This is a genomic window from Marinobacter sp. S0848L (assembly GCF_023016065.1).
In the GTDB taxonomy this organism is placed as follows: Bacteria; Pseudomonadota; Gammaproteobacteria; order Pseudomonadales; family Oleiphilaceae; genus Marinobacter.
This window is the reverse complement of the sequence record NZ_JALKAQ010000001.1, coordinates 547,525-562,569: the sequence shown is the minus strand read 5'-3', so window position 1 is coordinate 562,569 and position 15,045 is coordinate 547,525. Positions and strand designations below refer to the sequence as shown.

Annotated in this window: 13 protein-coding genes; 1 reads left to right on the top strand and 12 read right to left on the bottom strand. The window is 57.0% G+C overall.

Annotation, left to right across the window (positions count from 1 at the left end):
* Positions 1–98: 98 nt before the first annotated feature.
* Entirely contained in the window at positions 99–1,415 is a 1,317-nt protein-coding gene (gene senA / locus MWU64_RS02690) for a selenoneine synthase SenA (RefSeq protein ID WP_247060524.1), read from the top strand.
* Here the strand turns inward: senA and MWU64_RS02685 are convergent.
* The 12 genes from MWU64_RS02685 to MWU64_RS02630 all read right to left on the bottom strand — a co-directional run bounded on the left by MWU64_RS02685 (position 1,407) and on the right by MWU64_RS02630 (position 14,951).
* Positions 1,407–3,005 (bottom strand): cation:proton antiporter family protein, encoded by a 1,599-nt coding sequence (locus MWU64_RS02685; protein WP_247060513.1) that lies wholly within the window; start codon positions 3,003–3,005, stop codon positions 1,407–1,409. The genes senA and MWU64_RS02685 overlap by 9 nt on opposite strands.
* Before the next feature lie 71 nt (positions 3,006–3,076).
* A complete protein-coding gene (locus MWU64_RS02680) occupies positions 3,077–4,045 on the bottom strand; it encodes an alpha/beta hydrolase (protein WP_247060511.1) in 969 nt (322 codons plus the stop codon).
* A 115-nt stretch (positions 4,046–4,160) separates the two neighbouring features.
* A complete protein-coding gene (gene purD, locus MWU64_RS02675) occupies positions 4,161–5,447 on the bottom strand; it encodes a phosphoribosylamine--glycine ligase (protein WP_247060509.1) in 1,287 nt (428 codons plus the stop codon).
* A 22-nt stretch (positions 5,448–5,469) separates the two neighbouring features.
* Positions 5,470–7,050, bottom strand: coding sequence for a bifunctional phosphoribosylaminoimidazolecarboxamide formyltransferase/IMP cyclohydrolase (gene purH / locus MWU64_RS02670; RefSeq protein ID WP_247060496.1), 1,581 nt, complete (start codon positions 7,048–7,050; stop codon positions 5,470–5,472).
* 102 nt (positions 7,051–7,152) lie between these two features.
* Positions 7,153–7,470, bottom strand: coding sequence for a DNA-binding transcriptional regulator Fis (gene fis, locus MWU64_RS02665; protein WP_199005914.1), 318 nt, complete (start codon positions 7,468–7,470; stop codon positions 7,153–7,155).
* On the bottom strand, positions 7,467–8,462 hold the full coding sequence (gene dusB, locus MWU64_RS02660) for a tRNA dihydrouridine synthase DusB (protein WP_247060772.1): 996 nt from the start codon (positions 8,460–8,462) through the stop codon (positions 7,467–7,469). Before dusB ends, fis begins: the two co-directional genes overlap by 4 nt.
* 212 nt (positions 8,463–8,674) lie before the next feature.
* Positions 8,675–9,817, bottom strand: a complete 1,143-nt coding sequence (locus MWU64_RS02655) for a DUF3426 domain-containing protein (protein WP_247060494.1) — start codon at positions 9,815–9,817, stop codon at positions 8,675–8,677.
* Positions 9,818–9,890: 73 nt separating this feature from the next.
* Positions 9,891–10,787 (bottom strand): 50S ribosomal protein L11 methyltransferase, encoded by an 897-nt coding sequence (gene prmA / locus MWU64_RS02650; RefSeq protein WP_247060492.1) that lies wholly within the window; start codon positions 10,785–10,787, stop codon positions 9,891–9,893.
* 2 nt (positions 10,788–10,789) lie between these two features.
* Positions 10,790–12,136, bottom strand: a complete 1,347-nt coding sequence (gene accC, locus MWU64_RS02645; RefSeq protein ID WP_247060490.1) for an acetyl-CoA carboxylase biotin carboxylase subunit — start codon at positions 12,134–12,136, stop codon at positions 10,790–10,792.
* 18 nt (positions 12,137–12,154) lie between these two features.
* On the bottom strand, positions 12,155–12,613 hold the full coding sequence (accB, locus tag MWU64_RS02640) for an acetyl-CoA carboxylase biotin carboxyl carrier protein (RefSeq protein ID WP_247060488.1): 459 nt from the start codon (positions 12,611–12,613) through the stop codon (positions 12,155–12,157).
* 30 nt (positions 12,614–12,643) lie between these two features.
* Positions 12,644–13,081, bottom strand: coding sequence for a type II 3-dehydroquinate dehydratase (gene aroQ / locus MWU64_RS02635; RefSeq protein WP_247060486.1), 438 nt, complete (start codon positions 13,079–13,081; stop codon positions 12,644–12,646).
* Between the two features lie 259 nt (positions 13,082–13,340).
* A complete protein-coding gene (locus MWU64_RS02630) occupies positions 13,341–14,951 on the bottom strand; it encodes a diguanylate cyclase (protein ID WP_247060484.1) in 1,611 nt (536 codons plus the stop codon).
* Positions 14,952–15,045: the final 94 nt, after the last annotated feature.

Here is a 15,045-nt window from a genome sequence, read left to right as displayed (position 1 = left end):
CACATCCATGTGGCGCTTCTGCTTCGCCATCCATGGCTACGCACATTTTTGGAAGCGCCTCCCCTCTGCCGATTCCCAGACGCAGGGAGATCCTTTCAGTGAAGCTAAACTCGATGTCTGTTCTTGAAACAAAAGCCCAGTTGCTTGATGAGCTGATGCTCGCCCGAACTCGAACAGAACAACTCATCAATTCGTTATCCGACACCCAGCTGGATGTTCCCTATCACCCCGGTGTGAATCCGCCGCTGTGGGAGATGGGGCATTCGGCGTTCTTCTATGAGGTGTTTGTGTTCAAGCTGCTGGACGGTTTGGCGAGTTATAACCCGGCGATGGACGATCTGTGGGATTCGTTTCATGTGCAGCATCGGGATCGTTGGCGCCGGGATTTGTTTCCCGGGCGTGAGGAGACGCTGGAATACTTCCATACGGTTTATGACCGGGTGGCGGAGCGTATTCGTGGCTGTGAGCTGACGGATCAGGAGTTGTATCTGTATCGCTATGCGATTTTTCATCAGAACATGCACATTGAGTCGTTGATCTGGTGTCGTCAGACGGTGAATTATCCGGCTCCGACGGATTTCGTTGGTGATCGGCCGGCGCCGGGTGAGGCGGTCGCCGGGGATGTGGAGGTGCCGGCGGGGCGTTGGGTGGTCGGGATGCCTGGTGCTTCGGAGGCGTTTGCCGCGAAGGATTTTGCCTTTGATGGGGAGAAACCGCGGTTTGAGGTGCCGTTGCCGGGGTTTGCGATCAGTCGCACGCTGGTGTCGAATCGGGAGTTTCTGGCGTTCGTTGAGGATGGTGGTTATCAGCGGCCGGAGCTGTGGTCGTTTGGTGGCCGGCAGTGGCTGGAGTCGGCTCCGGAGCACCCGGTGTATTGGCGGTGTCAGGACGGGCAGTGGCAGGTTCGGTTGTTTGATCAGTGGTTGCCGTTGAACCCGGATGCGCCGGTGACGCATGTCTCCTACTGGGAGGCGGAGGCGTGGTGTCGTTGGGCGGAGCGGCGGTTGCCGACGGAGTATGAGTGGGAGGTGGCCGCTTTGGCGAACCGGCCGGGTGAGGTGTTCCGGCGTTACCCTTGGGGTAATGATGCGCCGGACGCATCTCGTGTAGATATGAACGGCCGATCGATGGCGCAGAACCCGGTGTTTGATTATCCGGCGGGTGACAGTGCGTTTGGCTGTCGGCAGATGCTGGGGTCGGTGTGGGAGTGGACCAGCGACCAGTTTTTGCCGTACGACGGCTTCAAGGTGGATATGTACCCGTTTATGTCAACGCTTCAGTTCGGTGACCACAAGGTCACTCGTGGCGGGAGTTGTGCCACGACCTCAAGCCTGATTCGTGGCACCTATCGGCAGGCGTATCTGCCTCAGAGAAACGATGTGTTTACTGGTTTTCGTACTTGCGCTTTAGGTTGATGGCTGTTTAGGCTGAGAGAGTGTTGCCTCGGGTTCGAAGACTTTCGGGGCGATTTTCTCCAGGTGAGAGGCTAAGGCAACGCCGGTTTCACTCATGGTGAGATAGGCCGCGTTGGCTCCGGCTTCGCGTATGCGTTCGGCTTCGTCTTCATACATGGTGTGGGCGACGATGTAGCCGGTGAAGCCGAGTTTTCTCAGCATGCGGGCGGCGATCAGTTTCGCTTCTATGTCACCCATGGCCAGAATGACGGCTTCCACGGAAGGCATGTGCAGGGCTTCCCAGAAGGTGTTGTCTTCCGCGTCGGCGTAGACCACGTTACGGCTCTGTTTCTGGTGCCGCGCGACTTTGGCTAAATCGGAATCCAGAGCCATAAGCCGGGCTTCGGTGTCGCTCAGGGCATCATAGGCGGCAGTGCCGGTTCGCCCCATGCCCATCACCACAACGCGGGTGTCGCCCAACGATATGGGCAGCTCATCCGGGTGCCGTCGGTCGTTTTCGAAGGGCACCAAGCGGTGGCTCCAGCGCTCATACAGTGGGTGTGCCAAACGGTTGAGCGGTGCGGATATCAGGAATGACAAGGCGACCGACAAAGCCAGGGGAACCAGCCATTCGGGCAGGGCAACGCTGGCCACAATCAGGCCGAATTCACTGTAGTTGGTCAGCGCCAATGAAGTCAGGAAGCTGCTGCGCGCACGCAGGCGGAAAAGCAGCATCAGGAAGAAGAATAAAATACCTTTCAAAGGCAGGATCAAGGCCACAATAACGGCGAAGAGGATGGCATCTTTGCCCGGCAGGCCGTCAATGCCGATTTGAAGAAAGAACCCCACCAGGAAGATTTCTTTCACGCTCCACAGGGATTTCGCCAGTTCCTGGCTTCTCGGATGGTTGGCCAGAATGGCGCCGAATACCAGTGCGCCGAGTTCCGAGCTGAGCCCGACGGCCTGAAAGCCCAAACCTCCCAGCACCAGTGCGAGTAACAAACCAAGCAGGACCAAGAGTTCTTCATGGCCGCTTGCGTCCAGCAGTTTGTACAGAACCGGGCGAAGCAAGGGCAGGCCAAATACGATCAGCGCCCATTGCGACGGTGTTTGCCCTGCCGCCAGACTCATCACCACCAGCGCGATCAAGTCCTGCATGATCAGGATGCCAATCGACACTCGCCCGTGGAACGCGCGCAGTTCTCGTTTGTTTTCCAGTACTTTTGCGGCGAGCACAGTTGAGGAGAACGACAAGGCGATCGCCAGCATCAGCGCGGTGTACCAGCTGACCTCAAGAATCAGATAAATGCCGGGCGCGAAGACAAGGGCAGTTATTGTGAAGTGCAGCAGGCTGCCACCAATGACTTCCGGGCTGATCACCGATTTCAGTTTCAGTTTCAGCCCGACGGTAAAGAGCATGAGCAAAACGCCCAGATGGGCAATGTGATCCAGCACGGCGGTGGGTTCCGGCGAGATCGGGATAGACGGGTTTGCGGCCATGGCGCTGAGGATAAAACCCGCGGCGAGATAGCCGATCAGCGGTGGCAGGTGCACCATTTTGATCAGCAGGCCGAGGCCAAAGGCAAAAGAAATCCAGATCGCTTCAGGCATGAAAGGCTCTTACCGGGGAACAGAACAAGAAGGCTACCTTGTTTTTTCCCCGCATTGAAGTCGATTTACGGCTAACGCGTTGCCATTTGATCTTTGTCGTTTTCTGACCGGTAGGGTCTGGAGAAGTCGAGAAACAACTGAGCGGATTCTTCCGGTGTTTCGATCATCGGCGCGTGTCCGATGCCTTCAAGTATGGTCAGTCGGGCACCCGGAATGTCTTTTTTGAACAGGGCTCCGTTGCGGTAATCCAGCACGCGATCTTCTTTACCCCAGACAATCAGAACCGGATCTTCGATGTGTTTGATGGCATCGCGAAAATCGGAATTCAGACCGGCTTCGCGGATGTCGGCGAAGATCACCTTGTTGATGTCTTGATTGGCAATGGCCTTCTCTTCCATCACACCCAGAATAGGCCATGGGATAAAGGGTTTTTCCTCCATGGCAAAATCGACCAGACGCTCGAAGTCGCCGGGCTGGGTGGGAATCAACGGGTTATCGCCGGCAAGCACCAGTTCGGTGAGTTCGTTGTGGTATTCCAGAATCCCGGCGGGATTAAACAGAACCGCGGTTTTTATCTGCTCGGGGTAGGTCGCCGCATAGAGCGCGGTAATTGCGCCGCCCATGGAGTTGCCCATCATGTGCATGGGTTCGATTTTCAGGGCTTTAAGAATGCGGGCAAGGTGGCTGACTTGCTGCTCCAGCCGGTAGCCGAGATCCATCGGTTTGCTGCTGTCACCGTGGCCGGGCAAATCGATGGCGTAGACGTTGAACTCGTCTGTGAGTTCCCCGGCCATGCGGGTCCAGTTATCTTTATTGGCGGCAAAGCCGTGAACCAGAACGACGGTGTCGCCGTTGTTGGCTTCACGGTTGTGGAGGTAGGCGATGTCGAGCTCGCCAACGTTGATTGTGCTGGCTTCCAGCCCCGCACCGGAGCGTTCCCAATCGATGGCCGTTTCATAAATACTGTGGCGAGAGCAGGCGCTGGTTAGCAGTACAGAGGTTAGCAGTAGCACTAAGGTCAGTGGTGATGATTTCAGCATAGGTGTGGTTCCTCGGGCTTTTAGGCCGTTTGTTCCTTGGAAAGGGCTTTACATTACGGCATAAAAAAGCCCGGTCAATGACCGGGCTGACAGTGCGTGTGAACGGTGTTACGAATCAGCCTTGTTCACGGGCGATAGCCAGGTACGCAATGTCCTTTCGGCAGAAAGCACCGTCCCACTTAACTTTTGCAGCCAAGTCGTAGGCGCGCTGTTGAGCTTCGGTGACGGTATTACCCAAGGCGGTCGCGCATAGGACGCGACCGCCGTTGGTGACAACGTCACCGTCTTTCAGGCTGGTGCCGGCGTGGAAGACTTTTTCGCCGTCTACTTCCGATTCCGGCAAGCCGGAAATCACGTCGCCCTTGTTGTAGCTGCCCGGGTAGCCGCCGGCGGCCAGAACGATGCCCACCGAGGCGCGCTCATCCCAAACGGAATCACACTGATCGAGGGTGCCGTCAACGGCGGCCAGAGACAGCTCAACGATGTCTGATTTCATGCGCAGCATGATCGGCTGGGTTTCCGGATCGCCGAAGCGGCAGTTGAATTCGATCACCTTGGGCGCGCCGGTGGTGTCGATCATCAGGCCAGCGTAAAGAAAACCCGTGTACGGGTGGCCTTCTGCGGCCATGCCATTGACGGTGGGCATGATCACTTCCTCCATGATGCGCTGGTGCACATCAGGCGTGACCACGGGAGCAGGAGAGTAAGCACCCATGCCACCGGTGTTAGGGCCGGTGTCACCGTCGCCAACGCGCTTGTGATCTTGAGAGGTGGCCATGGCCAGTACGTTCTTGCCATCCACCATGACGATGAACGAGGCTTCTTCACCGTCCAGGAACTCTTCGACCACAACACGGCTGCCTGCATCCCCGAAGGCGTTGCCTGCGAGCATGTCGCGAATAGCGTCCTCGGCTTCTTCCAGAGTCATAGCAACGATGACGCCTTTACCGGCCGCCAGGCCATCGGCTTTGACGACAATCGGAGCGCCTTTTTCACGAACGTAAGCGAGGGCTTCGTCAACGTCGGTAAAGTTGGCGTAATCAGCCGTCGGGATCTCCTGGCGCGCCAGAAAGTCCTTGGTGAAGGCCTTGGAACCCTCAAGCTGGGCCGATCCGGCGCTGGGGCCGAAGATGCGCAGGCCGCGTTCTTCAAATTTATCGACTACGCCAGCCACCAGCGGGGCTTCCGGGCCAACGATGGTCAGGCCAACGCTGTTCTGTTCGGCGAAGTTGGCCAGGCCGTCCAGATCCATAACGTCGAGATCGACGTTTTCCAAACCGGGCTCGCGGGCGGTGCCGGCGTTACCCGGTGCGACAAATACTTTGTCCGCCAGTGGTGATTGGGCTGCTTTCCAGGCCAGTGCGTGTTCACGTCCGCCACTGCCGATAATCAGAATGTTCATGTTGTGCTCCTGAATGCGTTGATCAGTGACGGAAGTGGCGCATGCCGGTGAAGACCATCGCGATGCCGTGTTCGTTGGCCGCGTCGATCACTTCCTGGTCGCGCATGGAGCCGCCCGGCTGAATCACCGCGGTAATGCCCGCTGCGGCGGCGGCATCGATACCATCACGGAACGGGAAGAAGGCGTCGGAAGACATGACCGAACCTTTCACTTCCAGGCCTTCGTCGGCGGCTTTGATACCGGCAATCTTGGCGCTGTATACGCGGCTCATCTGGCCCGCGCCGACACCGATGGTGCGGCCGGCTTTGGCATACACGATGGCGTTGGATTTAACGTACTTGGCCACTTCCCAGGCGAACAACAGGTCGTTCAGTTCCTGTTCGGTGGGCTGGCGCTCTGTCACTACCTTCACGTCTTCCATGGCGACCATGCCCAGGTCGCGGTCCTGAACCAGCAGGCCGCCGGTAACGCGTTTGTAGTCCATGGTCTTGGCACGGTGGCTGTCGAATTCGCCACAGGCCAGCAGGCGCACGTTCTTCTTGGCAGAGACGATTTCTACCGCTTCGGGCGCGATGCTCGGGGCAATGATGACTTCCACAAACTGGCGATCAACGATGGCCTTGGCGGTTTTCGCATCCAGCTCGCGGTTGAAGGCGATGATGCCACCAAAGGCGGAGGTCGGATCGGTCGCGAAGGCCAGGTCGTAGGCCTGAAGAATGTCGGCACCAATGGCAACGCCGCACGGGTTGGCGTGCTTCACGATGACACAGGCCGGATCAGCAAAGGGCTTTACGCATTCCAGCGCAGCGTCGGTATCGGCGACGTTGTTGTAGCTCAGCTCTTTACCTTGCAGCTGCTTGGCAGTGGCAACCGAGGCTTCACGCGGATTGCTTTCGGCATAGAAAGCGGCGCGCTGGTGTGGGTTTTCGCCGTAACGCATGTCCTGAACCTTCACAAACTGGGTGTTGAAAGTGCGGGGAAAATCGGCGTTGTCGTTGTTGGGTGTGCGCCCGCCCAGATAGTTGGCGATGGCACCGTCGTAACCCGCGGTATGTTCGAACGCTTTGACGGCCAGATCGAAACGGGTGTTGTAGGTCAGGTCGCCGTCGTTCTCTTCGAGTTCTTTCAGCACACGGCTGTAGTCCGTCGAGTTAACAACAATGGCGACGTCGTTGTGGTTTTTGGCCGCAGCGCGAACCATGGTCGGGCCACCGATGTCGATGTTTTCGATGGCGGTCGCCAGATCGCAATCCGGTTTCGCCACGGTATCTTCGAACGGGTAGAGGTTGACCACCACCATGTCGATCGGATTGATGCCGTGCTCGGCCATGATCGCGTCGTCAGTACCGCGACGGCCCAGAACGCCACCGTGAATCTTCGGATGCAGGGTTTTCACCCGGCCGTCCATCATTTCCGGGAAACCGGTGTAATCAGACACTTCGGTGACCGGTACCTTGTTTTCCTGCAGCAGCCGGAAGGTGCCGCCAGTAGACAGCAGCTCAATGCCGCGTTCGGTCAGGGCACGTGCGAAATCGACGATGCCGGTTTTATCACTCACGCTGATCAGGGCGCGACGGACGGGGGTGTTAGCCTGGTTTGCCATGGTTCAGTTTCTTCGCTGTTCAGATAAGCCGGGGGTTAGCCTGAATATAAAGAACAAAGGCCTCGCGAACGAATCCGGGAGGCCCTTGAGGGTCATGTCTGATTATAGCAGACCGTATTGCTTCAGTTTCTTGCGCAGGGTTCCGCGGTTCAGGCCAAGCATCGTGGAAGCTTTGGTCTGGTTGTTGCGGGTGTACTTCATTACCTGCTCGAGCAGGGGCGCTTCAACTTCAGAAAGCACCAGTTGGTATACGTCGGTGACGGGCGCTCCGTCCAGTTGCGCGAAGTAGTTCTTCAAAGCAACTTCTACGCTGTCGCGCAGGGTGACGCTATTGCCGCTGCCGTTTACCGTGTGCAACTGATGTGATTCATCGTTGGCCGGGGTGCTCAGATTATCGTGTGCCAAAGTCTCAGCGGTCATGCTGCGAATACCTCTCCATTTCGTAAGCGTGCAAAGTACTGTGCGATGCTGTCTTTTTGCTCCAGTGGGTCTTCGATCCCATTGAAGCGACTGCGGAACTGTTTGCTTTCGTCGTGGGTCTGCAGATACCAGCCCACATGTTTTCTGGCGATACGCACGCCCATCTTTTCCCCGTAGAAGCTGTGCAGTTCGGCGAGATGCTCTTGGAGAATCTGCTCCACTTCCGTCAGGGGCGGTGCTGCAAGGTGTTCGCCGGTTTCGAGAAAATGCATGATTTCCCGAAAAATCCATGGCCGGCCTTGCGCGCCTCTGCCGATCAGTAACCCGTCTGCGCCGGTGTAGGCCAATACATGCCGGGCTTTTTCCGGTGTGGTGATGTCGCCGTTGGCAAACACCGGAATACCCACACTGGCTTTTACTTCGGCAATGGTGTCGTATTCGGCATCGCCCAGGTATTTGTCGGCTCTTGTGCGGCCGTGTACAGCGAGGGCCTGAATGCCTGCGTCTTCTGCCATTTTTGCAATTGTTTTGGCGTTGCGGTTGTCGCGATCCCAACCTGTGCGCATTTTCAGTGTCACCGGAATATCGACGGCGTTGACGACCGCTTCCAGAATTTCCTGAACCAGCTTTTCGTCTTTCATCAGGGCCGAACCAGCGGCCTTGTTGCAGACTTTTTTAGCTGGACACCCCATGTTGATGTCGATGATCTGGGCACCAAATTCGGCGTTTTGCCTTGCGGCGTTGGCCAGCATATCTGGGTCGCCGCCGGCAATTTGCACTGACCGGGGTTCGGGTTCGCCCTGATGGTTCATCCGGGTGCGAGATTTGCGCGTATGCCAGAGCTTGCTGTCCGCTATGACCATTTCAGATACCGCCAAACCAGCACCCATTCTTCGACACAAGAGTCGAAACGGGCGATCTGTTACACCGGCCATGGGTGCAACTATCAATGGGTTGGGCAGGGTGTACGGCCCGATTTTTGCCGTTGGCAGCATGATCTGAGTCCGTGTCACAGCGGGTTTAGCAAGGTTCGGTTTTTCGTCGTTGCTCAAAATCTGAACGACTGATTCCCGAAGGGCGGTAATGATACCGCCGAGGGCAGTTTGATTGAAGGGATAAATGAGCGAAAAAGTTGATTATTTTTCGCTCTGTCTGGTTGACTTTTACTCGACCGACTGTAGAACGTTGTCTGGCCTATCGGTATCTACGGACGGAACAGTAGGTTGTAATTGACCGCGTCGCGTCCCGGGTCACGAATTCGGATGGCAATCTTGACCGGGGTGTCGGTCGGCATGTTTTCCAGAGCCTCGCCGTCACCGGTAATATACTCTTCGGGGCTGAACACGCTTTGCGCTACAACATCGCCATTCAAGTTGGAAAAGGTCAGAGCAATAGAAGGGAATGGCTGCTCAAACTTGGCGCGATTGATAATGACTGCATCGACAATCAGTTGGTTGCGGTTGTCCGGGGCTGTGCGAACCACCAGTTTGCGGCTTTGTATGGCGTCCACGTTGACCAGTGGCTTGAGTTCGCAGCCGGCCAGTTCACAGCCTTTTTCGTAAAAGGGTCGTAGCTGTGGGATGGCGGAGAGCCGGTCAAACTGGAACCAGGTAGCCTGGGCCACCAAGAGTCCTAGCAGTGCAAGTGTTACAAGGCTCCACAGCACCGTTCGAAGGCGGCCGGCTCCGCCGCCAACCGATACCGGATCTCGTCGCAAATCCTGGTACAAAGTGGCCGACGTTTGGTCCGGGCGAGTGTGGCTAATCATGGGGTCGCCCACCTCGTCAGCGCTGTCGTCTGAGGCAGAGTTGGCAGACTCTGTTTCCGGCTCCGGCTCCGGCTCCGGCTCCGGCTCTGGTTCTGGGGCTTTGGGGTGTTTCTCGGACGGTGCGGGATGATCGTCTGAGAGCATGGCTTCGGCCCAGCTCTCATCGACGTTCGCGCTGATCGAGTCTTGGTGGTCGTCAGAGAAGTTCTCGTTGTGGTGGTCGTCAACCGAGAGAAAGCTTTCGCTCAGTTCGTCTTCGGAGAAGGTGAGCTTGTCGCCTGCATAAAGGCCTTCTTCCGCATCTTCTTCGGGGTTGTCAGCGAAAACAAAGTCGTCGTCAATCACGCTGCTGCGGGCGTCGTCGTGGCTGGCGTCTGGAGGGGTTGAAGGTTTGTCGCTGGCAGGAGCGGCGGATGACGCTGCCACCCCAGAGGCCGCTATCGGGTGCTCTTTTGCATTAAAGATGGCCATGCAGTGGCCGCAGCGGACTTTGCCTCCCGCGACACTGAGCTGTTCGTCCGTTACCCGAAACCGGGTGGCGCACTCGGGGCACTGTGTTTGCAGGCTGCTTTGGGTCATGCTGTTATCCTGAACGCTTCGTCACTGCGTGGTTACTAGGAACCACGCAGTTTAGACGTAAACGTTTGCTTCGTCACTCGCCCTTGCGCCGTCCTGTGAGGCGTATCCACTCTTCTTTTTGTTCGGGTTCGTCCATGATAAACCAAGGTTCGTAGGCTTCCATGACTTCTCTGGCCTGATTCGACAGAATACCGGAGAGTACAAGGCTGCCGCCGGTACGAGTCAGGGCGGCCAAACGGGACGCCAAACCAATCAACGGTTGGGCCAGAATGTTGGCGAGCATGACGTCGGCTTGGGTATCGGGATCGCTGCCGGGCAGGTAGAGGTCCAGCCGGTCGTCTTCAACGTTGTTGCGCCGGGCGTTTTCCCGACTGGCTTCTAAAGCCTGAGGATCGGTGTCTACGCCAATGACGTGTTTCGCGCCCAGAAGGAGAGCGGCAAGACCCAGAATGCCAGAGCCACAGCCGTAGTCGATCACTTGCTTGCCATCGACATCCTGGCCGTCCAGCCACTGAAGGCAAAGCGCGGTTGTCGGGTGGGTGCCGGTGCCGAACGCGAGGCCGGGGTCCAGCAGCAGGTTGGCGGCATCCGGGTCAGGGGCGTCGTGCCAGCTGGGAACAATCCAGAGACGCTCGCCAAAGCGCAATGGATGGAAATCATCCATCCAGGCCCGCTCCCAATCCTTGTCTTCGACCAGCGTGACATCGATTTCGGCCAGCGTTTGCTGGGTTTGTTGATGCCAGGCGTCCCGGATGTCAGAGCACAGCTGCTCGATATCCCGATCCGATTGAAACAGGCCGGTGACGGTGGTTTGGCTCCACAAGGGGGTTGTGCCCGGGTCGGGTTCGTAGAGGGGTTGGTCGGCGGCGTCTTCCATGGAAACGGCATCCGAACCCATTTCCATTAGCAGGTCTTCCAGCTGATCCGCAGTGTCGGGATCAGCTGGAATCTGGAGTTGTATCCAGGGCATGGTTAATCCTGTATCAGTTTTTCGAGGTAGTGAATGGTGAAGTCTACCTGTTTAAAACCTCCATCGCGCACCAGTTTTCGGTGCAGCGGCTGATTCGTCTTGATGCCCTCGACCAGCATTTCATCCAATGCGTTCTTCATGCGCCTGCGTGCGATGTCCCTGTCTGCACCCCAGGTGATCAGTTTGGCCACCAGAGAGTCGTAGTAGGGCGGCACGGTGTAACCGCTGTACAGGTGCGAATCGACACGCACACCATTGCCGCCGGGCGCATGGAAATGCTTGATTTTTCCGGGGCTGGGCGCAAAGGTTTTGGGGTCTTCGGCGTTCACCCGGCATTCCATCGCGTGGCCGGAAATTTTGATCTGGTCCTGGCTGTACTCCAGTGGCAGACCACTGGCAATGCGCAGTTGCTCCCGGACAATATCGACGCCAGTCACCATCTCGGACACTGGATGTTCCACCTGCACTCGAGTGTTCATCTCGATGAAGTAGAACTCGCCGTCCTGATACAGGAACTCAAAGGTGCCGGCACCGACATAGCCAATTTCCTTGCAGGCATCGACACAGGCTTTGAGTGTGCGTTCCCGGGATTCAGGGTTCAGGTTCGGGGCAGGCGCTTCCTCGATGACTTTCTGGTTGCGGCGCTGCAGCGAGCAGTCCCGGTCGCCCAGATGAATCACGTTGCCGTGCATGTCTGCCAGAATCTGAACTTCCACATGGCGAGGCTTTTCCAGAAACTTTTCCAGATACACCGTCGGATCGCCAAAAGCGTTTTTCGCTTCCGTCTGCGTAATCTGAACCGCTTTCAGGAGCGCAGCCTCTGAGTGGACCACCTGCATGCCGCGACCGCCGCCGCCAGAAGCCGCTTTGATCATGACCGGGTAGCCGATTTTCCGGGCAACCTGCAGCGTGCGCTCATCGTCATCGGTGAGCGGGCCGTCTGAGCCGGGTACCGTGGGCACGCCCGCTTTCTTCATCGCTTCGATGGCTGATACTTTGTTGCCCATCAGGCGGATGGTTTCAGCGCTGGGACCGATGAAGCGAAACCCGCTTTTCTCGACTTGTTCGGCAAAGTCGGCGTTCTCTGCCAGAAAGCCGTAGCCGGGATGGATGCCAACAGCGTCTGTCACTTCCGCAGCACTGATGATTGCCGGGATGTTCAGATAGCTGTCTGTCGGGCTGTTCGGGCCGATGCATACGGTTTCATTTGCCAGGCGAACGTGCATCAGGTCGCGGTCTACCTGCGAGTGAACCGCCACCGTTTTAATGCCCAGCTCTTTGCAGGCGCGGAGTATGCGCAGGGCGATTTCACCGCGGTTTGCGATCAGAACTTTCTCTAACATAGCCATGGGTAGCAATCACCAGATTCAGGAAATGACGACCAAAGGTTGGTCAAACTCCACCGGCTGGCCATTTTCGACCAGAATTTCGGTGATGGTGCCAGACTTGTCTGCTTCGATCTGGTTCATCATCTTCATGGCTTCAACAATGCAGATGACATCGCCAGCCTTGACGGATTGGCCCACTTCCACAAAGGCCGGTGCAGACGGTGACGGTGACCGGTAGAAGGTGCCCACCATCGGTGATTTCAGCGCATGGCCATTAATGGCAGCAGATGCGGCAGGCGCTTCTTCAGGCGCAGGCGCACTGGCAGGTGCCGGTGCCGCTTGAGGTGCGGGTGCAGCGTAGTGGCTGACGACTTGGCCGGCAGCTTGCTCACGGCGGCGGGAGATGCGAACGGAGTCATCGCCCTCGTGAATTTCCAGCTCCTCGACGTCAGACTCCTCGAGCAGTTCGATCAGTTTTTTGATTTTGCGAATATCCATAACTATTCCAGTCCCGTTGTCTCTGGTCTATCAGTGAATTTTTTGCAGGGCAGCCTGTAAAGCAAGATCGTAACCCTGGCTGCCTAAACCGCAGATAACGCCTTGGGCGATATCTGAAAAATACGAGTGGTGCCGGAACGGCTCCCGTGCATGCACATTCGACAGGTGCACTTCAATGAACGGGATGCCCGATGCCAGCAATGCGTCCCGCAAGGCGACACTGGTATGGGTGAAAGCAGCAGGATTGATAATGATGAAGTCCACCCCTTCAGCCCGGGCTTCGTGAATGCGGTCAATCAATTCGTACTCTGCATTGGATTGCAGATGCAGCAGATGATGGCCTTGTTCCGAAGCTTGTTGGCGCAAGCGGTCGTCAATGTCTGCCAGCGTCTCATGGCCATAAACCTCCGGCTCGCGTGTGCCGAGCATATTAAGGTTGGGGCCATGTAGGACAAGTATGGTCGACATGATGAAATTTGCCTTGTTTGTTTTTGACAGGATCGCCGAAGATAACGACAGTTTGGTTGAATGGTGCGTACTTATTCGCTTCAGATCAACACTTTTTGACAATCTTCGGATACGACTTTTGATCCTGAAAAAGATTACACAGCAATTGCCTCACGCGCGATGACATTTCGTTGATGGCTAGCATTGTCGGCGATGGCGATCAGGGCGGGTATTCGACATTGGTTTCATGGACCGGGCAGAAAGCCCGGTCCGGAGGAGATCAATCTTCGGCCAGTGTCACGCAGTTTCGGCCATTGGCTTTCGAGACGTACAAGGCCCGGTCAGCGCGCTCACACAGCGATTGTGAGCTGTCGCCCTGCCATGCGGCCAGCCCGCAGCTGAAGGTAACGTTGAATTGGCGATCACCGGCCTCTTGCACAAGTTCGGAAAACCGTTCCCGGATTTCGTTGACCACGTTTCGAGCGTCGCTGGGGCGGGTGTTGGGCAGAATCAGTGCGAACTCCTCACCGCCATAGCGACCGATGTGGTCGGTTTTGCGCAGCCGCTGTTTCAGGAACATCGACAGGCTTCGAAGGATCCGGTCACCAATAGGGTGGCCGAAGGTATCGTTCACCTTCTTGAAATAGTCCAGATCGATCATGGCGAAGCACAGCGGTTGATCTTTCTGGCGCGCCCGACCGATTTCCTGCTCCAGCAGATACAGAGTATGGGTGTGGTTGAACAGCCCCGTCAGGCTGTCGCGAATCATCAGTGCCAGTAACGAGCGGGCACGGCGGCCCCGATTATGCAGCGTGGCGATCAGGTGCTTGGGGTCAACCGGCTTGGTGAGAAAATCATCGCCGCCCAGGCTCATGGCGTGCAGTTGTTTACCAACGTCGTCTTCGGCCGACAGATAGATAATCGGTACGCTGTGAAATCTGTCCTGTTGGCGAATGACACGGGCAATCTCCATGCCCGTGCAACCGGGCATGTACATATCCAGCAGGATGATCTCGGGCGAGAATTCCTCCAGAGCGGTAATGATCCGCATCGGGTCGGTGATGATGTGGGCGTTCATGCCGGCTTTTTTCAGCACGGTTTCCATGAATTTCGCCTGGGCTCGGGAGTCGTCGAGCACCAATACCCGGTAGGGCTCGACGGTATTGCCGTGGGTATAGGTTTCGATTTTTTCGATCAACTGGCCCGGATCAACCGCCGGGTAGAAAAACTCTTCGCCACCACACCGGGACGCTCTCAGTCGTGTTTCGATCGAGCCGTCTTCGTCGCTCATGAAAATAATGGGGATGGGGGTGTCGTGCTGTTCCTGCAGGTGCTCAATGGTGGATATGCCCGAAGACGCTCCCCCGCCAAAGTTGATGTCGATGAGGATAGTTTCAGGTTTGCTTACTGCACACGCCGCCATCAACTCGTTGGGCGTTTGATAGGCCGAAGCGCGGAAACCGAAGAATTCGAGTTGCTTGATCAGTCTGGCTGCCGACTCTTCGTCAGCAAGCGCGAGGTAAACGGGGGTTCGGCGGAACGGGTGGGGCGCATCATTGTTTTCGTCGCTGCGGCGTTGAGTGCAGTGACGCAACGCTTCCATCGACCCTTCAAGGGTTTGCTGATGATCGGCACTGAGCGAGGTGCCCGTCTGCCATTGGGTCAGCGCGTCCAGGATGCGGTCGCCGGCGCGAGCGTGGGCTTCCATCTCGAAGCGACGGGCGTAGCGCACCAATTTGTCGGCGGCGGATTCCAGTGCTTCCCGGAACAGTTGGGCTTGCGCAGGGTCATCGTGAATTTTTTGCCAGGTATCCAGAACAACGCGCGCTTGGGTGGTGACGCGGCGGGCAAAATGTTGCCTGAGTTTTTCCTTCTGGCTTTCGTCGCTCATTGTGCTCGTGCCTTTCTGTTATAGGTTGTTCTGTCCGGCAGGACGAACTTATTTCGTGATCAGGTTAGACAAAGGCTTCATAGTCCTTGGGTAG